At 61.5% G+C, this 22,607-nt stretch carries 21 protein-coding genes; 11 read left to right on the top strand and 10 right to left on the bottom strand.

Features of this window, described 5'->3' with window-relative positions:
• Positions 1-87: 87 nt before the first annotated feature.
• Complete coding sequence (locus ACK6AU_RS07795; protein ID WP_409298613.1) at positions 88-1,458, bottom strand: tyrosine-type recombinase/integrase; 1,371 nt, start codon at positions 1,456-1,458, stop codon at positions 88-90.
• A 526-nt stretch (positions 1,459-1,984) separates the two neighbouring features.
• Here ACK6AU_RS07795 and ACK6AU_RS07790 point away from each other — a divergent pair.
• From ACK6AU_RS07790 to ACK6AU_RS07765, 6 genes are all read left to right on the top strand, one after another.
• Positions 1,985-2,968, top strand: coding sequence for an AraC family transcriptional regulator (locus tag ACK6AU_RS07790; RefSeq protein WP_185697320.1), 984 nt, complete (start codon positions 1,985-1,987; stop codon positions 2,966-2,968).
• A 159-nt stretch (positions 2,969-3,127) separates the two neighbouring features.
• Positions 3,128-3,439 (top strand): hypothetical protein, encoded by a 312-nt coding sequence (locus tag ACK6AU_RS07785; RefSeq protein WP_409298610.1) that lies wholly within the window; start codon positions 3,128-3,130, stop codon positions 3,437-3,439.
• A gap of 164 nt (positions 3,440-3,603) precedes the next feature.
• Complete coding sequence (locus ACK6AU_RS07780) at positions 3,604-4,164, top strand: hypothetical protein (protein WP_409298608.1); 561 nt, start codon at positions 3,604-3,606, stop codon at positions 4,162-4,164.
• Entirely contained in the window at positions 4,133-4,732 is a 600-nt protein-coding gene (locus ACK6AU_RS07775) for a hypothetical protein (protein ID WP_185697318.1), read from the top strand. The genes ACK6AU_RS07780 and ACK6AU_RS07775 overlap by 32 nt, the downstream gene beginning before the upstream one ends.
• A gap of 369 nt (positions 4,733-5,101) precedes the next feature.
• Entirely contained in the window at positions 5,102-5,488 is a 387-nt protein-coding gene (locus tag ACK6AU_RS07770; protein ID WP_409298606.1) for a c-type cytochrome, read from the top strand.
• Positions 5,489-5,519: 31 nt separating this feature from the next.
• Positions 5,520-6,650 carry a lysozyme inhibitor LprI family protein gene (locus ACK6AU_RS07765; protein ID WP_409298604.1) on the top strand — a complete coding sequence of 377 codons (1,131 nt, stop codon included), beginning with the start codon at positions 5,520-5,522 and terminating at the stop codon, positions 6,648-6,650.
• 71 nt (positions 6,651-6,721) lie between these two features.
• Here ACK6AU_RS07765 and ACK6AU_RS07760 read toward each other — a convergent pair whose 3' ends face one another.
• The 5 genes from ACK6AU_RS07760 to ACK6AU_RS07740 all read right to left on the bottom strand — a co-directional run bounded on the left by ACK6AU_RS07760 (position 6,722) and on the right by ACK6AU_RS07740 (position 10,884).
• Positions 6,722-7,387 carry a tetratricopeptide repeat protein gene (locus tag ACK6AU_RS07760; RefSeq protein WP_409298602.1) on the bottom strand — a complete coding sequence of 222 codons (666 nt, stop codon included), beginning with the start codon at positions 7,385-7,387 and terminating at the stop codon, positions 6,722-6,724.
• A gap of 35 nt (positions 7,388-7,422) precedes the next feature.
• Positions 7,423-8,088 carry a hypothetical protein gene (locus ACK6AU_RS07755; RefSeq protein ID WP_409298600.1) on the bottom strand — a complete coding sequence of 222 codons (666 nt, stop codon included), beginning with the start codon at positions 8,086-8,088 and terminating at the stop codon, positions 7,423-7,425.
• A gap of 158 nt (positions 8,089-8,246) precedes the next feature.
• Positions 8,247-9,533, bottom strand: a complete 1,287-nt coding sequence (locus ACK6AU_RS07750) for an OprD family porin (protein WP_185697314.1) — start codon at positions 9,531-9,533, stop codon at positions 8,247-8,249.
• A gap of 238 nt (positions 9,534-9,771) precedes the next feature.
• Positions 9,772-10,161, bottom strand: a complete 390-nt coding sequence (locus ACK6AU_RS07745; RefSeq protein WP_185697313.1) for a nuclear transport factor 2 family protein — start codon at positions 10,159-10,161, stop codon at positions 9,772-9,774.
• Between the two features lie 27 nt (positions 10,162-10,188).
• Entirely contained in the window at positions 10,189-10,884 is a 696-nt protein-coding gene (locus tag ACK6AU_RS07740; protein ID WP_409298597.1) for a DsbA family protein, read from the bottom strand.
• Positions 10,885-11,170: 286 nt separating this feature from the next.
• Here ACK6AU_RS07740 and ACK6AU_RS07735 point away from each other — a divergent pair, with 286 nt between their 5' ends.
• Complete coding sequence (locus ACK6AU_RS07735) at positions 11,171-13,261, top strand: TonB-dependent receptor (RefSeq protein ID WP_409298595.1); 2,091 nt, start codon at positions 11,171-11,173, stop codon at positions 13,259-13,261.
• Positions 13,262-13,330: 69 nt separating this feature from the next.
• Here the strand turns inward: ACK6AU_RS07735 and ACK6AU_RS07730 are convergent, their stop codons facing one another.
• The 4 genes from ACK6AU_RS07730 to ACK6AU_RS07715 form a co-directional block, all read right to left on the bottom strand.
• Positions 13,331-13,531 (bottom strand): hypothetical protein, encoded by a 201-nt coding sequence (locus tag ACK6AU_RS07730; RefSeq protein WP_185697310.1) that lies wholly within the window; start codon positions 13,529-13,531, stop codon positions 13,331-13,333.
• Between the two features lie 246 nt (positions 13,532-13,777).
• Positions 13,778-14,884 (bottom strand): agmatine deiminase, encoded by a 1,107-nt coding sequence (gene aguA / locus ACK6AU_RS07725; RefSeq protein ID WP_185697309.1) that lies wholly within the window; start codon positions 14,882-14,884, stop codon positions 13,778-13,780.
• A gap of 5 nt (positions 14,885-14,889) precedes the next feature.
• Complete coding sequence (aguB, locus tag ACK6AU_RS07720) at positions 14,890-15,768, bottom strand: N-carbamoylputrescine amidase (protein ID WP_185697308.1); 879 nt, start codon at positions 15,766-15,768, stop codon at positions 14,890-14,892.
• Positions 15,769-16,044: 276 nt separating this feature from the next.
• On the bottom strand, positions 16,045-18,963 hold the full coding sequence (locus ACK6AU_RS07715; protein ID WP_409298592.1) for an aminotransferase: 2,919 nt from the start codon (positions 18,961-18,963) through the stop codon (positions 16,045-16,047).
• A gap of 242 nt (positions 18,964-19,205) precedes the next feature.
• Between ACK6AU_RS07715 and rfbB the strand changes: the two genes are divergently transcribed.
• From rfbB to rfbD, 4 genes are read left to right on the top strand one after another with little or no spacing between them, the layout of a single operon-like run.
• Positions 19,206-20,288 (top strand): dTDP-glucose 4,6-dehydratase, encoded by a 1,083-nt coding sequence (gene rfbB / locus ACK6AU_RS07710; protein WP_409298590.1) that lies wholly within the window; start codon positions 19,206-19,208, stop codon positions 20,286-20,288.
• Entirely contained in the window at positions 20,285-21,160 is an 876-nt protein-coding gene (gene rfbA, locus ACK6AU_RS07705; RefSeq protein WP_409298588.1) for a glucose-1-phosphate thymidylyltransferase RfbA, read from the top strand. Before rfbB ends, rfbA begins: the two co-directional genes overlap by 4 nt.
• On the top strand, positions 21,157-21,702 hold the full coding sequence (rfbC, locus tag ACK6AU_RS07700) for a dTDP-4-dehydrorhamnose 3,5-epimerase (RefSeq protein ID WP_185697304.1): 546 nt from the start codon (positions 21,157-21,159) through the stop codon (positions 21,700-21,702). Before rfbA ends, rfbC begins: the two co-directional genes overlap by 4 nt.
• Positions 21,699-22,580, top strand: a complete 882-nt coding sequence (gene rfbD, locus ACK6AU_RS07695; RefSeq protein WP_185697303.1) for a dTDP-4-dehydrorhamnose reductase — start codon at positions 21,699-21,701, stop codon at positions 22,578-22,580. Before rfbC ends, rfbD begins: the two co-directional genes overlap by 4 nt.
• Positions 22,581-22,607: the final 27 nt, after the last annotated feature.

Raw genomic sequence — 22,607 nt, 5'->3', positions numbered from 1 at the left:
CGCTTGCCAATTCAGTGCCATCAAAGCTCATAGCATCCCTCGGGGTAACTTGGTGTAAATCGCCCAGCCAGCTGGATGTTGGCTCGGTTATCTGCGGCGATGAATCGAAAGCTCGACCACTGAAGCCGGCGCCTTGACTCCGGCAGCTTCCAGCATGGCCTGCGTCGCTGTCTCGACGGACTGGCGCACTGGATCAAGGTCGAGGCGGGCGTAAATGGCAGTGGCTTGATGCGTCTTGTGGTTGAGCGACTTGCCGATGATCGCCATCGATGCGCCGGTCTTGGCTTGCCAACTCCCCAGAGTGCGGCGTAGGTCGTGAATGCGTAGGTCGGTCATGTCGTAGAGCGCCGGGTCGATTTCCAAGGCGTCGGCGATGGATCGATAACGCTTCTCTGCCGCTGCTGGTGCGGTCGTGATCTGCTGGTCAGCCTGCTGGCGCTCCTCGGCAGTCAGCTTGCGGAGCCCTTCCAAGTGGTCGAGAAGGCGGCGCAGGCTGGCGCGCAGCAGGACGGCAGCCCATGCCTTTTTCGGCTCGACCAAATGGCCAGTCTTGCCCTCGCCGGGAAACACGAAAGGCGACGTGCCGGTTGTGTGCTTGCGGGCCTTAAGTGCGGTCACGGCTTCGGGCGAGAGAGTAACGTTCTGCGGTGTGCCGTTCTTGGTCATGCCGATGCGCCAGACACGGGCGTCTAGGTCGAGGTCGCGCCAAGCCATCGCTTGTACGTTGGAGCGCCGCGCGCCGGTCAGCAGCGCCAGCAGGAAAAAGTCACTCAGGCTCGACTCGGCAATGGCGGCAAACAAGTAGGGCAGTTCGGCAGCTTGGGCGAAGCGGTCGCGCGACACCACAGCGTTTTTCTGAACGCGGCTGGCCGGGTTGGCGCCGCCAAAATGCTCGTGATCGGCTGCATAGTTGAAGACTGACGAAATGATGGCGACGGCCTTGTCTGCTTGCCGTGCGCTTTTCTTGCTCACCTTGCTGTGAATCGCCTTTACCTCAGATCGGGTGATATGCGACAGCTTGCTACTGGCGATGGCCGCCATATGAAGTCGGGCAGTGTCGAGATAGTCCTTCTTCGTCCGCTCAGTGATGGGCGTGCCGTCACGCTTTTTCTTTTTTTCCAGCATCTCGATCAGCATCTCGACAAAGGCCGGCTCTTCGCGGATGGCTCGCCGGACGGCTGCCGGGTTAGCGCCGGCCTCAATCTCAGCATTGATAGCGGTGGCCTGCTTGCGTGCCTGCTCAACAGTCATCGTCGGGAAGCGGCCAAGCGTGACTCGCTCGGGCTGGCCTCCCTTTATGCGGCGATAGACGGAAAAGGTTTTGATTCCGGTGGACGACACTCGAAGCTGTAGCCCACGAGTCTTAGTGTCGTGATAGGTGGCGCGCTTGCCCGCCTCGGGCATCGGCAATGAGGCCAACCGCTCCTTGCTGAATGAGATATGGGTTTCGTTGCTCATGCCTTCCTCGTCGAATCCGGGGTTACCTTAGGGTTACGATCCAGATCGAAAAAAGGAAATTTTCGTGTAACCCGGTAAAGCCAAGAATAGGCTGAAACCCACATCCCGTATAGTGTCGTGGCATTTAGTGAATCAGCATGCATTCCGAAACCCTCTGACTTTTAATCAGTAGGTCCCGGGTTCGATTCCTGGTGCCGGCACCATATAAGACAAAGCCCTCGCAGCGATGCGAGGGCTTTGTCGTTTCCAGGATCAAGAAATCCTCTCCCAATGCCTTGAGCAGGGTTTCTCGGTTCCCGGGAGCTTCAGACTCGCTTCCTGCCCCCTCGCCAGCTTCTGGCTTCACCTGAGTTCGCGCACTGGCCTCATGCTTCTTGCAGCCGCGCCCTGCCTGAAGCCACGCTGATATTGTGGCGGGTTCGCCCCTTGTGGTTGCTGCGCGGTCGTCGGTACGACTGGGTCGAACGTTTTGCGCTAGTGTTTCCCTGCGGACCAGGACGGTCCTTCGACGCAGGTGCAAACGCTCATGACCCACCCAACGTCCTCCATCAAACTCAGCATGCTTCAGCAAATAGCGCCCTACCTGAGCATGCATGGGGTATCGCCGCAGGAGTTCTTTCGAGGTTACGGTATTTCCCCTCAGGTTTTTCAATACCCGGATGCCTGGATGCCCCGGGCGACCTGCTTTCGTATAGCCAGTGAAATGACCGCGCTCACACAGGACCCCTTCGCGGGTGCAACCGCGGGGTATTTGATCGAAGTACGCTCCCTCGGCGCCTGGGGCGAGTTGATCCTGGGTTCGTCCAATCTCGCTCAGACATGCGCAGTGGCGGCGATCCATACGAACTTACTGCATCAAGGAAGCGACGTAAGAATCGTCACCGAAGGCCGTACGCTGAAACTGATCCGACAATCCACCGGACAGCACGGGGCGAATCCGAAGCAGGCCATTCTCGGCACCCTGGCGCTGCTGAGAAAAGTACCGCTGATGTCCGGAGAGCCATGCGCCATCCGTGTGCATTTGCAAAACCCGAGGCAACGAGGGAATGAGGCGCTGGAAAAGTACCTGGGGCCGAATCTGCACATGAACGCGCAGCACAACATGATCGAATTCGATCGTGAGTTACTCGACATCTCTGTGCAGCTCGGCCGGGATGACGCCTGGAAAGTCGCCGAGGCCTTGAGGTCGACCGCGAAAGCCGCCGGCATGCTTATCGAACGGATCGGGGATCAGAATCGATCCACACTGACCGCCATATCAAGAAACCTGGGCTTGTCTTCCCGAACGCTACAGCGTCGCCTCAAATATTGCGGCATCGACTTCGAAGACCTGCGGGACAACACTCGTCGCAACGAAGCGCTACAACTGATTGCCAGCGGCAAGTACAGCGCAACCGAAATTGCCTACATGGTGGGCTACAGTGATCAAGCGCACTTTACCCGAGCTTTCAAGCGCTGGACCGGAAGTTCACCAGCGCGCTACCGCTCGCTCTTGAAAGTTGATCGCTAAGCTCTTCGCCTGCCCCTTCCCGCAACTAGCGGGCGCCTTCCAATGGCGCCCTTCTCGACACTGGCTTGTTGTACTTTTGGCACCAAATGGCAAGTTTCCAGAAGGAGGGGCTTATACAGTCTGAAAGAAAGTGCCCACTTGAAAGAGCCAGAGGTCTACATGCCCGAATCATCCACGGCCTGCATCGTCGCCTTGACGCTGGCCACTTTTGCCAACGCACACGCTCAGTCATCCGCTGACGCAACGGTGCGGGTAGATGGCGATAACTTTGCTCGTGCCGAGTCCGATCTTTATATGAGGTGGGCTCAGGCGAGCCAGATACAAGTGCGCGATGCCCTGGCTGTTCTGGGTTCGCCCATTCCCGGCTACAACCAGTCCTTTGGCTCTAAAGGCAGGGTCGATCCGAGCCACCACTTGATCGGTGGTTGCGACGTAAAGACCGTTAACTCTCTGGTTACGACACCCGGCTGAACTATAGCGCCAGGCTCTATCTACCAAGCAACAAAATACTGCGCGGCAAAGGAGGCGTCCAAAACCACAATCCGTCGATTTATAAGTTTGATTACTCGAGCAAAAGTGAGTTTGCCTGATCGATAGGCCACGGCCATCGGTGTTAATAATGAAAGGAGTTCATCATGAAGAAAGTAATGCTTTGTTTCGTCTTGTTATTTAGCTTTACATGCAGCTTTGCCATGGCAGCAGGCCGTCCCAGCTATCCCTTTAATGATAAAATCGCCAGCGGCTTGTCGCGTCACCATATTATTCCATGGGAAGAATTGGTCGAATTTGGCACCGACAATTTCACCAGCGATACAGACAGAACGAACTTGATCAATGCCATTATCGGTACCCGTACTGTCAATCTCGGCTCATTCCAGGGCAATGTACCGCTGTTGGTCGCCGGACTGCATACGCCGCAAAATCCCGAGGCCGTAGAAGTCTGGCAATCATTACTGGCCTGGACTCAGGGGAATCTGGTCGTGGGAACCAATACTCGCCCAGATGACCCCGGCAGCAAGTTTGATCAGGTTGCCTATAACTGCCTGAAAGTTGTTAACCACGATGCGGCCTATACCGTTATTTTTGCTGACTGGGAAGCGCCGACAGCGACTCCAGCAGCGAAAAAACAGTATTTCCTGACCATGGCAGCGCATGACATTGCGAATGCTGCAGGCCAGCCATGCTGGAAACCTTGATCTCATTCATCATGACGCGCAGGAAAAAATCATGGCTAATATTATTACCGTAGGCAGCATTACAACCCCTAACCCTTTTCTTTGGTTGAATCCGGATACATTGGGCCTGCCCGATGTCGTCTACATCATTCAATCAAGTGCTCCCAAAGGCGACTGGGTAGATGTAGGGCAGTTCTGCGCTGTGCTATCCAGCGCCTGGCTCAATGATGCCAAACATCCGGCAAAGTTCGATATTCGCAACTTTGACGATCCGGGCAAGATCCAGTTGGCTCAGCAAGTGATTGAGGCATCGAATAGCTTGGCCTCCCAAGTAAAAGCGGCGGAGCAGGCGATACACGGCAAGTCCAAGTCGAAGGACCAGGTTACCAAGGACTTTTCGACATACAACACCGGCACTAAAATCTGGGCGGGAAATGATAGGCATGTCATTGGCATCTACATCATTAGCGCCACGGAAATGCAGGTTTATGATTCGAATCTAGGCACCGCAACCAAAAAGCCGCGCACCGCCTTTGCGCAAGTAGTGGCGGATTATCAATTGAACGCTTTTGTAGTAGCTACCGCTTAATGTTGGCAGGCGATGCGCATCAAGTGCGCATCGCCTGCCTGTTTTACATGATTGGGTTAGTGTTTGAACGGGCTTGAATTCATGTAAAACGCAACTACCCAAAAATCAAATACTGCCTATCAACTCAACAATGGCTCTGAACTAAAAAGCTCACACCAAGGCCGGAAGTTCCTGTCGGGCTTTTCGGCGTTGGCCGGCGACCGGGTCACGGGGTCAATTATCGCCAGGACGGGTGTGTCTACGACCTTGTCCAGAAGGGCCCGCCACTGGGTATTCAGTGGGCGCTTGCGAGCCTTGCATGGCAAGGCTCCCCCCAGGCATGCGCTTCATGCTCCAATAGCCGCCGACTCCAGCTGCACGCAGGCCTCCATGAAACCCATCGCCGTATCCATCCTCGCCCTGTTGCTCCACTCCATGCTGTTCAGCGCCCCGGTCGTGGCCGGCGATGCCGAAGCCGGCGCCAAACTGTTCAAGCGCCTGTGCAGTGGTTGTCACAATATCGGGCCTTCGGTGCGCAGTTCGTTCGGGCCCGAGCTGAACGGCATCATCGACCGCCCGGCCGGCAGCGCCCAGGACTACCAGTATTCGACGGCGATGAAGTCCTCGGGCATCGTCTGGACCCGGGACAAGCTCACCCAGTACCTGCAAGATCCCAAGGGCGTGGTGCCCGGCACCCGGATGATTTTCTGGGGCTTGAGCGACGAAGAGAAAATCGACAACCTGCTGGCCTATCTACAGATCTTCACCAATCCCTGATCCCGTTTCGCTTCCCTACAAGGATGTTTCGATGAAGCTTTCCCTGCTGTCCCTGGCGACCGCCGGCCTGACCCTGGCCGTGCTCGCACCGCAAGCGGGCGCCGCCGGTTTCGACTGTGCCAAGGCCTCGACCTCGGTCGAGAAGGCGGTTTGCAACGCGCCGAAGCTCTCCGCCCAGGACGATGAATTGAATCGTCGCTACAACGAGCTCAAGCACCTGCAGGTGTTTCGCCTGCTGCAAGTGCGCTGGCTGCGCGAGGTTCGCGATACCTGCACGTCGGACGACTGCCTGGAGGGGGCCTACCGCGCCCAGTTGAAGATGCTCGCGCCGCTGCCGATCCCCCCGGCCCCGGACAAGAACCAGTTGCTGCCCATGGACCCGACGCGCCAGTACCGTCTGGATGAAGCCGAGCATTGGCAGCGCTTCCCGTTGGCGGCCTTCCCTGCCGTACCCCCTCGGGGCGACAAGCAGATCGTCGACGCCCAGGTGATCGATGGCGTGTTGCGCGTGGTGCTGTTCACCGGCCTGTACCAGCGGGACCAGGGCGGCTTTGTCGGGACCCTGTATGAATATGCCGATGACCAGCCGGGCCTGTATCCCATCGCCCGGGACATCGCCTTCACCGGCTGGGCCGCCCAGGGCAACAACGACCAGGGCCTGCGCTTCGCCGGGTTCGATAATGGACTGCTGTACTACCGCCAGCGTATCGGTGGCGACTTGCAGCAAAGCATGAGCTACCGCCTGGGTTCACGCAGCGCGCCCGAGGCCAGCCTGAAGTCGTACCAGACGCCCTCCAATACCCTGCGCCATGCCCGGGCGCGGGTGGGCCAGGACCTGAATGCGGACAATTCCAGCCTGTCCCTGGACTACGACCAGCAGAGCCACAATACCTACAGCGAGAATGTCACCGCGCACAACGACACCGAGGTGGGCTGGAGCATCGTCAACCCGACCTGGAGCGCTACCCGCCCGATCATGTACTTCGACAACGAAGGGCCGCGGGCCTGTATCTGGCGAGTCGACACGCAGTACAAGACCTTGTTCAAGATCGTGCCCGAGCATGAAGCCGTCTCGGCACGCCCGATCGACCTGCATGGCCGCGAGGCGGTGGTCTACCTGGAAGGTGACCAGCTGAAGTTCGCCTTCAAGTACGACGACTGAGGGCAGGTGCCAGGGCAAAAAAAGGCTCGTCAATGACGAGCCTTTGTTTCATGGTGCGACCCGCCTCTGCCTCAGGGCAGGCTGATCTTGTACTGGGCCAGCTTGGCCTGGTGCTGGGGCTCGACGTACTTCTGGTTCACCAGCTTGGCGAACTTGCTGAAGTCGCTGCGGGCATCGTCGGTCAGGCCCAGTTTGTCGTAGGCAAGACCGCGGTGATAGAAGGCCCAGGCATAGTCTGGCTGGCGTAGCAGGCCGGTGCTGTAGGCTTCGGCGGCCTCGCGGTATTGCCCCAGGTCGTAGAGCGTCTGGCCCAGGTGGTAGTAGGTCGGCATGTTGAAGCCGCCGCCCTTGCCCGTCTCGCCCAGGTTGGCGTCGAGGTTGGATTGCACCAGTTCCAGGGACTTCTGCGGGTTGCCCGCCTCACGATACAGGCGGCTCAGGTCCAGCACCGCGCGGGCATCGGGCTTGCCTGCCAGGGCGATGGACTTTTCCTTGGCGGCAATCGCTTGCGGATAACGCTTGAAGCTGGCGTAGGCATCGGACTTGAGCCAGTACACCAGGCTCTGCATGCCCGGCGGCAACTGGTTCTTCTCCAGGCACAGGTCGGCCTGTTGCAGCACCACGTCGAATTTCTCGGCCTTGGCGGCCTGGCCCACCATGCGGCAATGGGCATAGTTGATCTGGTCCTGGCTCTGCAGGCCGGCACAACCGGTCAACAGCACGGATCCCAGGAGCAATAGCGCTCCACGAACAGACGATGAAGGCATGGCGTTCAATCCAGCAGATGGGCGTTGAGGTCAGGGCGATAGACTTGCAGCAACGGCGCGGTGACGGTGCCCTGCAAGCTGCAGAAGATCGTGGTGCGGCCGGCGATCGGCTCCTTGTCGATACCTTTGTCGATGCTCAGGACCCGCTCGACGAAACCGAACGGCGTCGCCACGCCGCCACCGGCCTGGCCCTGGGTCCGCCATTGCTGGATCGGATCGCCGACCCGGCGAATCTCCACCCGGCTGAAAGCACCACGGTCGTCCTTCAGGCGGGCGTTATCCGCCAGCAGCGGCTTGAGGCGCGCGGCCACGTCCTGGGGCGTGCCCTCGGCGACGAAACCCCAGAACAACATGTTGCCCACCGACTTCATCGACATGGCTTCGTTGTAGTAGCCCACCAGGCGCACGCCCTTGACCACCAAGGGCTGCGCGAACGGCTGGTAGCGACCGCCTTCCTGCAGCGGGTTCATGACCTGGGGCGCCTTGACCGCGCCGTACTGGGCCAGGCTCAAGGTACCGGCCGGCAGTTGGGCGGTGTTCAGGCTCTGGAAGAACTGCGCGTCGCAACGGGAGAAATCACTCAGCAACTGCTCGGGCGAGGTCGCTTGCTGGCCCTGGGCGATGCTGGCGATACCCAGCAGGCACAGGCCGGACAACAGGGAACGGAACATCAAGATCATCCGTGAAGGGGAAAGGGGGGACGGAATTTAGCAAGATCGATATCAAACGGCCACAAGTCGCCCGCGACCTTATAGGCACAAAAAAGCCCCGAACCAGTCGGGGCTTCTTGCATGGCGCCACCTGTCGCCAGGTGGTGATCAGGCGTTCATCAGAACACGTTGATCGGGTAGTCGACGAATACCCGCAGTTCGTTGCCACCCACGTTGTAGTCGGAAGACTTCTGCGATACGCGCAGGACCGAACTGCGAACCTTCACACTCAGGTCCTTGGCCGGGCCGCTCTGTACCACATACTTGAACTGGTTGAAGATTTCGCGCTCGCTGCCGCCGGAAGACGTCGCGGTGGTGATGTTGTCGCCACGCACATAGGCCACGTTGTAGGTCAGGCCCGGTACGCCGAAGGCGCCGAAGTCCAGGCCGTAGCCCAGCTGCCAGCTGCGTTCGTCTTCGGCGTTGAAGTCGGACCAGTAGGAGTTGGCCAGGTAGATGGTATTGCCGCCATCGCCCACGCGACCTTGATCACGCTGGTAGCCGCCATAGGCATAACCCAGGTGGCTGTCGCCGGTGCTGCGCTGGTGCGCCAGGGTGAAGGAGTGCGGGCCGGTGGCGTAGGTGGCCGCCAGGCTCCAGATCTTGTTGTCCTGGCCGCCGGCCTTGGCCTTGTTGGCGTAGGACTTGTCCAGCTTGGTGCGGTAGCCGTTGAAGTCCAGGGTCAGGGACTGGTCGGTGGCCAAGGGGAACACGTAGTTCAGGTTCATGTACTGCTTCTTCAGCACGTCTTCGACGTCGGAAGCGTACAGGGCGCCCTTGAACTGCTCGGTGAACTGGTAGCTGCCGCCCAACACGTTGATGGACTTCAGGCCGCCGCTGTCACGACCTTCGTCGCTCTTGCGCGATTCGGCGGTGAAACGACCGGCGTTCAGCTCCAGGCCCTTGATCTCCTTGGAGGTGATCAGGGTACCGGTGTAGCTTTCCGGCAGCAGGCGCGCATTGTCGTAGTTCAGCACCGGCAGGGCCGGCATCTGGTCGCCGTAGGTCAGCACGGTGTTGGAGATGCGGAACTTGACCGCGGCGCCAGCCTTGGCCAGGTCGTTGGCGGCCTTGCCGCTGTTGTCTTGCTTGAAGAAGTCGATGCCGCCGGCACCGCTGCGGCCCTTGCCGCCGTCCAGGCGCAACGCGTACAGGCCGAAGGCGTCGACGCCCACGCCCACGGTGCCCTGGGTGAAACCGGAGGAGAAGGTTCCGATGAAGCCTTGGCCCCACTCGGCCTTGTCCTTGTTACCGTCCTTGTAGTCACGGTTGATGTAGGCGTTGCGCAGCAGCACTTTCAGGCTGCTGTCTTCAACGAAACCCTTGGCGTCGGCCTGGCCGTCGGCCATGGCTTGTGTAGCGCTCAAAATCCCCAGTGCAATCAAGCAGATCCGCTGTTTAGACATTTTATTTTCCTTATTACGGTTTGATGACGCGCTGTGAGCTTGTGCGGCTATGGCGTTTGAACGCTCTTCTACCGTCGAAACAAAAAGCCCGCCCACATGGGATGGTGGCGGGCCTTTTATCATTCTGAAATATGGCTCTGAGCCACAGGCGTTGGGGCGAATCCTATCTGCGCCCTCAACAACGTGTCAATTTCGTGAATCGTCTTTGAATAGCTGAAAATGTTCTAAGAATAGCGGGCTAGAGCATCGCCCGTTGCACGCTGTGACTGTCCACGAACTGCTCGAAATGGGTCACTTTGCCATCCTTTAGCGTCCACAGATGGGCGACCCGCACATCGATAGGTTTACCCGAGGCCTTATAGATGCCCCGGTAGTTGCCATAGGCGAAGACCTTGTCACCCTGGGCCACATAGTTCTCGACCTTGAAGGTGAAGTCTTGCCACTCGCTGCCAAGGCGCTTGAAGACATGCTCCAGCACTTCTTCGAAACCGATATAGGTACCGGCATAGGGGAAGCCCGCCGCTTCGGTCCAGCGCGCATCGGGGGCCAGGGCCGCCGCGGTATTGCGCGCGTTTTCCTGGGAGTTGGCACCTTCATAGGTGCTTTTGATCAACGCAAGGTTATCCATGGGTGACTCCACTGGGTTCAGGTGAATTCAGGGTGTGCAACCGTCCAGGCCACAGGTTGGGGTCGCACCGGCGCGCACGCCGCTGTCCAGGCCCAGTGAATCCTGCAGCCATCGGGCGAAGGCCTCGGGCTTGCCCAGCCAGGGGCTGAGGTCAAGCAACTGATAGTGCCCGTCGCGCTCCAGGGCCAGGGTCGGGAAGCCCTGCCCGCCAACCTGCGCCAGCAGTGCCCGGCTGGCCTTTATATGTTCGTCCACCTCGTGGGCCAGCGCCTGGTCGAAAGCCGTAGCGAAAGCTTCCCGGGCAAAACCCAAGGTTTGCGCCAGCTCCAGCAGCACCTCGCGCTCGGCAATCCGCCGCCCCTCCACGTAGTGGGCGGTTTGCAACCGGCCCAGCATTTCCAGGCCACGGCCAGCCAGGGCCTGGGCCGCCAGCACGGCGGCAATCGGCGGCGCCGAATCGAAGATCGCCGTGCGATCGCGCAACAGGCCTTCGAAATAGGCCTCACCGAACGGTTGCCCGGTGTACTCGGCAATACGTCGGTCATGGGGCATGACGTAGTCGCGCAATTGCGGCGATACCGGCTGGCGGTTGCGGCCGCTCATCATGCCGCCACCATGGGCCACCACCGGCAGCACCGCTTGGGCGGCCTGGATCAATGGCTTGGCGCCATAGCACCAGCCGCACAGAGGGTCATGAATGTAATGAAGGGTGGCCGAGGACATACGCAGGCTCCAGCAGGATCGTGAAAATTCGACAGCTGCAGCCTATGCCCCCAAGGCCTGGGAAAAAACCTCGAAATGCCTTCCAGACTGTTTCAGGATCCGGTCGAATCGCGCCATTGGATGCGCAAGACAGGGCCGGTGGACGGCAAGAGATGAATCGCTACAGCTTTGACATAATTAGAAACAACAGATGTGAAATGGTTTTAGCAAATAGTTAACACAAGCAAATAGCAACCATTACTATTCGCGCCTTCCCGAATCACCCCCTCTCGGATGCGCGACAAACATGCCTGCCCATTTCCGCCTCACTCCCCTGTCCCTGGGACTTTGCACCCTGCTGACCGCCGGTTTCGCCTGCGCCGCCGGTACCACCCTGCCGACGACTTCCATTCGTGCCGAAGCAGGGGCCGACCCCGATGATCCGCGGGTCCGGGAAGTCAGTACCGCAACCCGCACTTCGACTCCCGCACGCTACGTGCCCCAGGCCATCGACACGGTCAAGACCGCCAACCTGCGGGACTACGGCACCAACGACCTGGGCAGCGCCTTGAGCGGCATCCCCAACGTCAGCAGTGGTGCCGACACCCGCTTCGACAGCGTGCGCATCCGTGGTTTCGACGCGAGCAACGACTTCTACCTGGATGGCATCCGCGACGACAGCCAATACGTGCGCGACCTGCACAACATCGAGCGGATCGAAGTGCTCAAGGGTCCTGCGGCAGTGCTCTATGGCCGGGGCAGCCAGGGCGGCATCATCAACCGAGTGAGCAAGCTGCCCGAGGCCGGTCGCCGTTCCAGCGTCGAAGTCCAGGGCGGCAGCCAGGACCTGCGCAGCCTGTACGCCGATCTCAGCGCCGACCCGACGGACAACATCAGCCTGCGCCTGAACCTGGGCAACGAAGACAAGAACAGCTTCCGCGATGGCATCGACGGCAATCACCGCCAGCTGTTCGCCCCCTCGATGAGCTGGCAACTGACACCGGAGCTGAACTGGCTGGTGCAGTACGAGTACAGCCGCTACGACCGCACCCCGGATCGTGGCATCCCGGGCAACCCGCTGACCGGACGCCCCGCCGACGTCAGCCACAAGACCACCTACGGCGATACCCAGCGCGACTACATCAACGACCGCGCCCAATCGCTGCGTTCGCGGCTGAACTATGAGCTGAACGAGCAGTGGCAACTGCGCCATACCTTCAGCCTGTTCAAGCTCCAGAGTGATTTCGACAATACCTACCTGACCACCTACAAACCGGCGACGGGCCAGGTGGACCGCCAGCGCTGGCAACAGGACCTGAGTACCCGCAACCTGTACAACACCGTCGAGCTCGAAGGCCATGTCCAGACCTACGACATCGAGCACACCTTGCTGGTGGGCCTGGAGATGGGCGAGCAGCGCCGCCACTCGCTGCTCAACCAGGGAGTGGGCGTGCCCTCGGTGCCATTGAGCGGTTCCACGCCAGGTAGCCAGCACAAAGGCACAATGAAGGCGTTCAGCAACAACCTGACCCAGGTCGAGAGCACTGGCTTGTACCTGCAAGACCAGATTCGCCTGAACGATGAGTGGCAACTGCTGGCCGGCGCACGCTTCGACCGTTTCGAAGTGGACACCACCAGCAGGCTTTCAGGCCTGCGCGAGAAGCAGGACAGCACCAGCACCAGCCCGCGCGTGGGCGTGGTCTACACCCCCTGGAAAGATCACTCGTTCTACGCGTCCTGGAGCAAATCCTTTGCCCCGGTCGGTGGCGGCCTTATCGGTATTACCCCGGGCGCCAAGGGCAACACCAACCAGACCGATCCGGAGCTGACCCGGCAGAAGGAAATCGGGGTCAAGAGCGAGTGGCTCGACGAGCGCCTGGGCACCACCCTGGCCCTGTACGAAATAGAACTGTACAACCGTCGCACCGAGGATCCGCTGAACAAGGGGACCTACCTGATGACCGGCCTGCAGCGCTCGCGAGGCATCGAGCTCACCGCCACCGGCAATGTGGTCGGCAACTGGTATGTGCGCGGCGGCATGGGCCTGCAGGACGCGACTATCGTCAAGGACGACAACGGCAACCAGGGCAACCGTGTCAATGATGTGGCCAAGCGCAATGCCAGCCTGTTCGTCACCTGGAAGCCAGAACTGGGCTGGTATGCCGAGACCGGCCTGACCCTGGTAGGCGACCGCTATGCCGATCCGCAAAACAAGTTCGTACTCCCCGGCTACGGCCGCTGGGACGCCCTGGCCGGCTACCGGCACAAGGACTGGGATGTACGCGCGGCGCTGAACAACATCGCCAACCGCGACTACTACAGCTCCGCCACCAGCGCTTCCCAGATCCAGCCGGGCGACCCGCGCAGCCTGGTGGTCACCGGGACCTACAGTTTCTGATCCGTGCGGATCACCGGCGAAAAAAAAGCGCTGCCATCCCGGCAGCGCTTTTTCACGATCCTTGTCTTTCTATCCTTTCACCACGTCCCACAACGCTTGCAGTTCCGCCTCGCTGAGCAAACCAGCGGGGTAACGCTCAATGATGATCCGGCGCGGATCAGGTTCCCTGATCTGACGCGTTCCATTGGATTTCAACCATTGCACCAGAACTTGCAGCGCTTCGTTACTCATTGCCAAGGGATGCGATGCCCGCTCGCTGACCATATTCATTCCAGCGCTCTCTCCCGGTTTCTGAGCGGCCTAACTTATCCAAGGTTTATGACAGAACATCAGAGTTCCACATGTCTCAGAATCACCACCAGGCAGATACAAGAGCTATGCCAATATGCCTGGCGCGACGACGTGCGGTCATGAAAAAGCCCGCGGCCCATCTGGGCCGCGGGCTGGCTGGAAGTCCCCGGGGCAAGCCCGGGGTCGAGCCCGTCGAACCGGCGACAAGTTCTGTTACAACGGCACTCAAACTCGGCGCGGAGCAGGCTGTTGTTGGGTAAGGCAGTGGATATTCCCGCCGCCCAGTAACAGTTCGCGCCCGGGCACCATCACCACTTCGTGCTCGGGGAACAATTGCTGCAGGATCGCCTTGGCGGGTGCATCCATCGGATCATCGAAGCTCGGGGCGATGATCCCACCGTTGACGATCAGGAAGTTCACGTAGGAGCCGGCCAGGCGCACCGACGGGTTGCGTTCCTGGCTGCCGGCCACCACATCGACCCCGGCGCACTCTTCCTCGGTGGCGAACAGCGGCCCGGGGATCGGCATCTTGTGCACCTTGAACGCGCGCCCCTTGGCGTCACGGGTGTTTTCCAGCACCTGCATGGCCGCCTGGCAACGCGGATAATTCGGGTCCTGTGGGTCGTCGGTCCAGGCCAGCAATACTTCACCCGGGCGCACGTAGCAGCAGAAGTTATCCACGTGGCCATCGGTCTCGTCGTTGTACAGCCCATCGGGCAGCCAGACGATCTGCTCCACCGCCAGGTGATCGCGCAGCACGGCTTCGATCTGCTCGCGGGACAGGTGTGGATTGCGGTTGTGGTTGAGCAGGCATTCCTCGGTGGTGATCAGGGTGCCTTCGCCATCGACGTGGATCGAACCGCCCTCGAGCACGAAGCCTTCGGTGCGGTATTCCTGGCAACGCTCGATCTCCAGCACCTTGCTGGCTACCTGCTCGTCGCGGTTCCAGGGCGCGTACAGGCCGCCCTCGAAGCCACCCCAGGAGTTGAAGCCCCAGTGCACGCCACGCACTTCGCCGCTGTCGTTGATGACGAAGGTCGGGCCAGTATCGCGGACCCAGGCGTCGTCGCTGGACATCTCCACCACACGGATATTGGGTACGTCCAGGCGCGCCCGGGCGTTTTCATATTGGGCCGCGGAGACTGCCACGGTCACCGGTTCGAAGCGGGCGATGGCCTTGGCCACCGCGGCATGGGCTGCCTGGGCCGGCTTGCCGCCCAGGCGCCAGTTGTCCGGACGCTCGGGCCAGATCATCCAGGCCTGGGTCTGGGGGGCCCACTCGGCCGGCATGTAGAAACCGTCGGCGCGCGGCGTGCTGTGCAAAGTACTCATAGTGTTCAGGACTCCAGGGAACCGTCGAGGGTTTTCAGGGCGCCATAGAGGTTCGGACGGCGGTCACGGAAACTGCCCCAGGCGCTGCGGATGTGCTCGAGCTCGTCGAGGTCGAAACTGTGCACAAGGATACCTTCTTCGGTCTGGTTGAGCTCCTGGACCTTCTCGCCGAACGGGTTGGCGATGAAGGACGAGCCGTAGAAGGTGATGTCGTAGCCGTCCTGCTCCTCGTTGCCGATGCGGTTGCTGGCCACCAGCGGCATCAGGTTGGCGCCGGCATGGCCCTGTTGCACCCGCTGCCAGTGGTCGCGGGAGGAAATGCTCGAATCGTGGGGCTCGCTGCCGATGGCGGTGGGGTAGAACAGGATTTCTGCCCCCTGCAAGGCCATGCTGCGTGCGCACTCGGGGAACCACTGGTCCCAGCAGATGCCCACGCCGATCCTGGCGTAGCGGGTGTTCCATACCTTGAAGCCGGTGTCCCCCGGGTTGAAGTAGTACTTCTCGTGGTAGCCGGGGCCGTCCGGGATATGGCTTTTACGATAGATCCCGAGGTTGCTGCCATCGGCGTCGATGATCGCGACGCTGTTGAAACGTGCCCGGCCGGCCAGCTCGAAGTAGCTCACGGGCAACACCACCTGCAGCTCCCGGGCAAGCTTCTGGAAATGCGCGATGGCCACGTTGGACTCGGTCGGCGTGGCCAGTTGCAGATAGTCCGGATTGGGTTTCTGGCAGAAGTACGGGGTCTCGAACAACTCCTGGACCAGGATGATCTGCGCGCCCTTGGCGGCGGCTTCGCGCACCAGTTTCTCGGCGGTGTCGAGGTTGGCCTCAAGGTCCCAGGAACAGGCCATCTGGGTAGCGGCGACGGTAACGGTACGGCTCATGGATCAACTCCTGGACGAATGGGCGCAGTCGATGACGACGGTAATGGGCAGGACACAGCGGCGCCTACCCGACAACGGCCATTTTATATACGATAAAAATCGACTTTAAAAGCGTATAAATCATCGTCACAAATAAATAATCGACATAAAACCGATATAAATCGGTTTATAAGGCCAAATAGTTGCGGGATAAAGCACTTGGCCGGCCTCCTTTTCCACAGGCTGGACGCTGCGGACGGATGGCCGGCCAAGGAAGGACCGCAATGAGCAGCGATCCTAGAGGTCTTCGTCGAGCACCTTGGACAGCATGTCGACGAAGAAATCGACGCTCTGCCGGGTGGTGACCATCGGCGGCTTGATCTTGAGGATATTGAGATAGTCGCCGGTGGGCTGCATGAAGATCCCCAGCTCGCGCAGGCGCTCGCAGAGCAGGGCGGTTTCCTCGGTGGCCGGCTCCAGGGTCTGGTGATCGCGAATCAGCTCCAGGCCCAGGTAGAACCCCGAGCCATGCACCGCGCCCACCAGCGGATGCCGCTCCTTGAGCGCCTCCAGGCGCTGGCGGAAATGCTCGCCCACCACCCGCGCGTTGTCCCAGAGCCCTTCGTCGCGCATCACATCCAGCACCGCGATGCCGATACGGCAGCTGACCGGGCTGCCGCCGGACGAGGAGAAGAAATACCCCTCGGCCTCCAGCGCCTCGGCGATCTCGCGCCGGGTGATCACCGCGCCCAGGGGCTGGCCGTTACCCATGCCCTTGGCCATGGTGATGATGTCCGGCACCACGCCTTGCTCCTGGAACCCCCAGAAGAATTCGCCCATGCGGCCATAACCCACCTGGACCTCGTCGGCGATGCACACCCCGCCCCGCTCCCGGACCCGCTGGTAGACCTGGTGCAAGTAGCCGCGGGGCAACGAGATGCCGCCGGCGTTGCCATATACCGGCTCGCAGATGAAACCGGCCAGCTGGCGGCCCGTCTCGTCGAGCTTGGCCAGTTGCTGGTCGACGCTGCGCAGGTACTGCTCCGTGGTGTTCGGGCCACGGAATTGGCCGCGGTAGGTGTTGGGCGCGGTCACCGGATGGACCCAGTCCGGACGGCTGTCCAGGGCCCGGGGGTTGTCGGCGATGGAGGTGGAGACCGCATCGGCGGCTACCGACCAGCCGTGGTAGGCCTCCAGCACGCTGAGCATGTCGCGTCCACCGCTGTAGGCCCAGGCCAGGCGGATCGCCAGGTCGTTGGCCTCGGTACCACTGTTGACCAGGAATACCCGGTCCATGGAGTCCGGTGCCAGGGCCAGCAGGCGCTCGGAAAACTCGGCGATGGCCGCGTAGTGAAAGCGTGAATTGGTATTGAGCAACGACCACTGGCGCGCGGCCTCGGCGGCCATGCGCGGGTGGCCATGGCCAAGCACCGCGACGTTGTTGAGCATGTCCAGGTAGGAACGCCCTTGCATGTCGATCAGGTGGTTGCGCCAGCCGCGCTCGATCCGTGGCGGATCGACGTAATAATGCTTCTGGGTGCGGGCAAAACTGGCGTCGCGCCGAGCCAGCAGGGCCTGGGCGTCCACTTCCGGCTCGGCATCGCAGGCCAGCCCCAGCAGCGCCGCCGGCGACGGGCACAAGGCCTGCCAGGCCGGGGCCCGTGAGGGGCTGCAGAACAGCGGCGGCGTAAGTTCGGTACTGCGGCAGAGCTGGACCTTGAGCCGGCCGTCGGCGGCCACCGCTCCCAGCACCTGGCCCTTGACCAGCGCCGCCCCTGGATGCAGCGAGGCCTCGACGCCCCACAGGCGCAGGCTCGCCCCCGGGCCGTCCAGGCGCAGCAAGCCGTCCGCGGCCGTGTGCAGGACGCCGGCGAACGGCGCCTCCACCGTGGTGCCAGCAGGCACTTGCAACTGCACATGCAACGGGCAGGTCTGGGGTTCGTGCGCGCAGTCGGGCTGGGTCCGGGACAAGCGGTACTGACCGTAGCGGCTCGCGGCCAGGCCATGGGCAGCCCCGGCTTCGGCCAGCAAGCGGTCGTCGATGCCCGGCTGCTCCCAGTTGCCCGCCTCGAAATGCGGGCTGAGCACCCCCAGGTCGATCAGGGCGAACTCACGCCCCACCAGGCTCGGCAACAGCGCAGCGAAGCCTTCGCTGGCAATGGCCGGCAGTGCCTGGCCAACGGCGCTGAGAATGGCCGCCTCCATCAGCTCGAACGGCACCGAGACGGCGACCCGGAAGATCTCCCATTCGTGGCTCAAGTTAGCGCGACTGTAGGGGTTGTCCGGATCGATAGCCACCTGCTGCTCGCCACTGAGCACCAGCACCGCGGCCCGGGCCACGATCAGTGGCCAGAGCGCCAGCAGCTCCGCCCGTTGCAGCGGATTGATCTGGTGATAAGCCTGGATCGCCGGCAGGATACGCAGCGGATCGCCCTCGACGTGGTGCAACAGCGAGGCACAGGTCACCGACAGGTCGGTGATGCGCCAGGTGCGAACCAGGTCGCCGAAGTCGATCACTCCCTGCAACTGCCAGTGGCGCGTCGCGTCACGCTGCCAGACCACGTTGTCGTCGGTGATGTCCATGTGGATCGCTTGCACTGGCAACTGCTCGACCAACGGGTGCAGGCGTCGCTCGGCACGCTGTGCCGCAGCGGCGACCTGGGCGCGCTGCTGGGGGTTCTCGATGACCGGGAGCAGGTGTTCGGTCAGTGCCTGGGCGTGCCGGGCGTCCCATTGCAAGGTGCGCTCCAGCCCCGGGTGCTGGAAATCCGCCAGGGCCAGGTCCATTTGCCCACAGAGGCGGCCCAGGCCGGCCACCAGTTCCACTCCCAGGTGCGGCAGGTGAGTCAGGGAGCGGCCGTCTATATAGTCGAGCAGGCGCACATGCAGGGCTTGCCCGGCAATCTCCAGGGTCAGCAGCTCTTCGCCGTCGCTGGCCGGGATGACCCTGGGAACCCGTAGCCCGGGATGTTGTCGCAGATGCCTGAGACCTTCGTGCTGGGCCTGCAACTCCAGGGCGGCATACTCGCCACGGCAGATCTTCAGGACAAAACGGCCTTGGGCAGTATCGACGCGGTAGTTGAGGTCCTGCTGGCTGCCCAGGGACTGCAGGGTGCCGTGCAGCCCATAGTGGGCCTGCAGCAACTCCAGCGCCTGCTGCGGGGTAACCTGCGGACTGGGCAGGCTGGCACGGTGGATCAAGGTGGCGAGCAACATACGGCGATCCCTGGAAATTGTTATTGGCCGCCTATATCGCCACTGGCCGAGGCGTTGCGCAACCCCTTGTGGAGCACGGAACAGAAAGTAATCACGACGGCGGCGCGATGCATCTTCAGAATTCTCAGACCATTCGTGATGTAATCAATGGTCGATGGCTATTGCACCACCGACTTCATGCCGACAAGCTATGCTGCTTTTCTTGCAGCAACCGATCTACTCAAGGATACAGGCCACTTCACATGCGCATTCTTGTCACCGGCGGAGCCGGTTTTATCGGATCGGCCCTGGTCCGTCACCTGATCCAGCACACGGAACATGAAGTCCTGAACCTGGACAAGCTGACCTATGCAGGCAACCTGGAATCGCTGCACAGCATCGCCAGCAACAGCCGCTATGAGTTCGTCAAGGCCGACATCGTCGACCAGGCCACCGTCAGCGCCGTGCTGGCCCGCTTCCAGCCCCACGCCATCATGCACCTGGCGGCCGAGTCCCACGTGGATCGCTCCATCGACGGACCGTCGGACTTCATCCAGACCAACATCGTCGGCACCTACAGCCTGCTGGAAGCGACCCGCGCCTACTGGCAGCGGTTGCCCGATGCGGAAAAAGCCGCCTTCCGTTTCCACCACATCTCCACCGACGAAGTCTATGGCGACCTGCATGGCGTCGACGACCTGTTCACCGAGTCCACGCCCTATGCCCCCAGCTCGCCCTACTCCGCGAGCAAGGCCGCATCCGACCACCTGGTCCGCGCCTGGCAGCGCACCTACGGCCTGCCGGTCCTGATCACCAACTGCTCCAACAACTATGGCCCGTTCCACTTCCCCGAAAAGCTGATCCCGCTGGTGATCCTCAACGCGCTGGCGGGCAAGCCACTGCCGGTCTATGGCAACGGCCTGCAAGTGCGCGACTGGCTGTACGTCGAGGATCATGCCCGGGCGCTGCTCAAGGTGGTCACCGAAGGCGTGGTGGGCGAGACCTACAACATCGGCGGCCATAACGAGCAGAAGAATATCGACGTGGTGCGCGGCATCTGCAGCCTGCTGGAAGAGCTGACTCCGCAGAAGCCCCAGGGCGTGGCCCACTACGCCGACCTGATCACCTTCGTCCAGGACCGTCCCGGCCATGATCTGCGCTATGCCATCGACGCCGGCAAGATCGAACGCGAGCTGGGCTGGGTACCCGAGGAAACCTTTACCAGCGGGCTGCGCAAGACCGTGCAGTGGTACCTGGAAAACCTCGAATGGTGCCGGCGGGTACAGGACGGCAGCTACCAGGGCGAACGCCTGGGCTCCACCGACATCAAGGACCTGATTGCATGATCAAGGGCATCGTATTGGCAGGTGGGTCCGGTACCCGCCTGCATCCCATCACCCTCGGCGTTTCCAAGCAGCTGTTGCCGATCTACGACAAACCGATGATCTACTACCCGATCTCGGTGCTGATGTTGGCCGGCATCCAGGACATCCTGATCATCTCCACCCCTCAGGACCTGCCCCAGTACCGCAACCTGCTGGGCGACGGCAGCCAGTTCGGCGTGCGCTTCAGCTACGCCGAGCAACCTTCGCCAGATGGCCTGGCCCAGGCCTTCCTGATCGGCGAGCAGTTCATCGGCGATGACCCGGTGTGCCTGATCCTGGGCGACAACATCTTCCACGGCCAGCATTTCAGCGACCAGTTACTCAACGCCGTAAAACGCACCAAGGGTGCCACGGTGTTCGGTTACAGGGTAAAGGATCCGGAACGTTTCGGGGTCATCGACTTCGACAGCGCAGGCCGGGCCTTGTCCATCGAGGAAAAGCCCAAGAAACCCAAGTCCAGCTATGCCGTCACCGGCCTGTACTTCTATGACAACGACGTGGTGCAGATCGCCAAGCAAGTCAAGCCTTCGCCACGGGGCGAACTGGAGATCACCGACGTCAACAACGCCTACCTCAAGCGCGGCGACCTGCATGTGGAATGCTTCGGCCGTGGTTTCGCCTGGCTCGATACCGGCACCCATGACAGCCTGCTGGAGGCCTCGCAGTACGTGCAGACCATCGAGCACCGCCAGGGCCTGAAGGTTGCCTGCCTGGAAGAGATCGCCTACGAAAATCGCTGGATCAGCCGCGAGCACCTGCTCGAACGCGCGGCCTATTTTGGCAAGACCGGCTACGGCCAGTACCTGTTCACCCTGGCCGGAGAAGCCCAATGAAGGTCATTGCCACCGAACTGCCCGGCGTGCTGATCCTCGAGCCCAAGGTGTTCGGCGACGAGCGCGGTTTCTTCTACGAAAGCTTCAATGCCAAGGTCTTCGCCGAAGCGACCGGGGTCGATGTGCAGTTCGTCCAGGACAACCACTCGCGCTCGCAGAAGGGCGTGCTGCGCGGCCTGCACTACCAGTTGCAGAACACCCAGGGCAAACTGGTGCGCGTGACCCAGGGCGAAGTCCTCGACGTCGCCGTCGATATCCGGCGCAGCTCGCCGCACTTCGGCCGCTGGGTGGCGGTGCGCCTGTCGGCGGCCAATCATCGCCAGTTGTGGGTACCCGAAGGCTTTGCCCATGGTTTCGTGGTGCTAAGTGACTTCGCCGAGTTCCTCTACAAGACTACCGACTACTACACGCCATCGGCAGAGCGCAGCATCCGCTGGGACGATCCGACGCTGGCCATCGACTGGGAGCTCACCGAGCCCCCACAACTCTCCGCCAAGGACCAGGCAGGAAGCCTGTTGACTGAGGCCGACCTGTTCCCATGAATACGCCCTTGAAGATCCTCATCAGCGGCCAGCACGGCCAGGTTTCCCGCGAGCTGCAAAAGCGCCTGGGCGACCTGGGCGAACTGCTGGTGCCGGGCCGCGCCCAGTTGGACCTGAGCCATCCGGAGCAGATCCGCCAGCAGGTGCGCACACTGCGCCCCGACCTGATCATCAACGCCGCCGCCCACACCGCGGTCGACCAGGCCGAAAGCGAGGCGGAACTGGCCTACGCGATCAACGCCACCGCGCCCGGGATCTTCGCCCAGGAAGCCTTCGACCTGGGCATCCCCTTGATCCACTACTCCACCGACTATGTATTCGACGGCAGCAAGGACAGCCCCTACGTCGAGGAAGACGAGCCCAATCCGCTGAGCGTCTATGGCCAGAGCAAGCTGGCCGGCGAACGGGCCATCAACCTGGTGCAGGGCCAGCACCTGATCCTGCGTACCAGCTGGGTCTATTCCAGCCATGGCAAGAACTTCCTCCTGACCATGCAACGCCTATTGCAGGAGCGCCCGGAACTGCGCGTGGTGGCCGACCAGATCGGCGCCCCGACCTGGGCCGGCACCATCGCCAATAGCACCCGGGCCCTGATCGAGCGCTGGCAGGCAGGAAACCCCGGAGCCTGGGGCACCTACCACCTGACCGCTCATGGCCAGACGTCCTGGTTCGGCTTCGCCCAGGCCATCGGTGAACAGCTGCTGGCCCTGGACAAGCCCTGCGCGATACTGGAAGCCATTCCCTCCAGCGCCTACCCGACCCCGGCGCCACGACCGCTGAATTCGCGCCTGGACTGCAGCCGCCTGGAGCGGGAGTGGGGCGTGACCCAGCCGGACTGGCACACCGCATTGCGCGAGTGTCTTGCCGAGCAGGGCTAGGCATAATGCGCCTGTAACCACAGGCGC

The sequence above is a fragment of the Pseudomonas sp. KCJK8993 genome (assembly GCF_046230915.1).
GTDB classification, from domain to species: domain Bacteria; phylum Pseudomonadota; class Gammaproteobacteria; order Pseudomonadales; family Pseudomonadaceae; genus Aquipseudomonas; species Aquipseudomonas piscis.
This window is presented reverse-complemented; position numbering and strand designations above follow the sequence as displayed.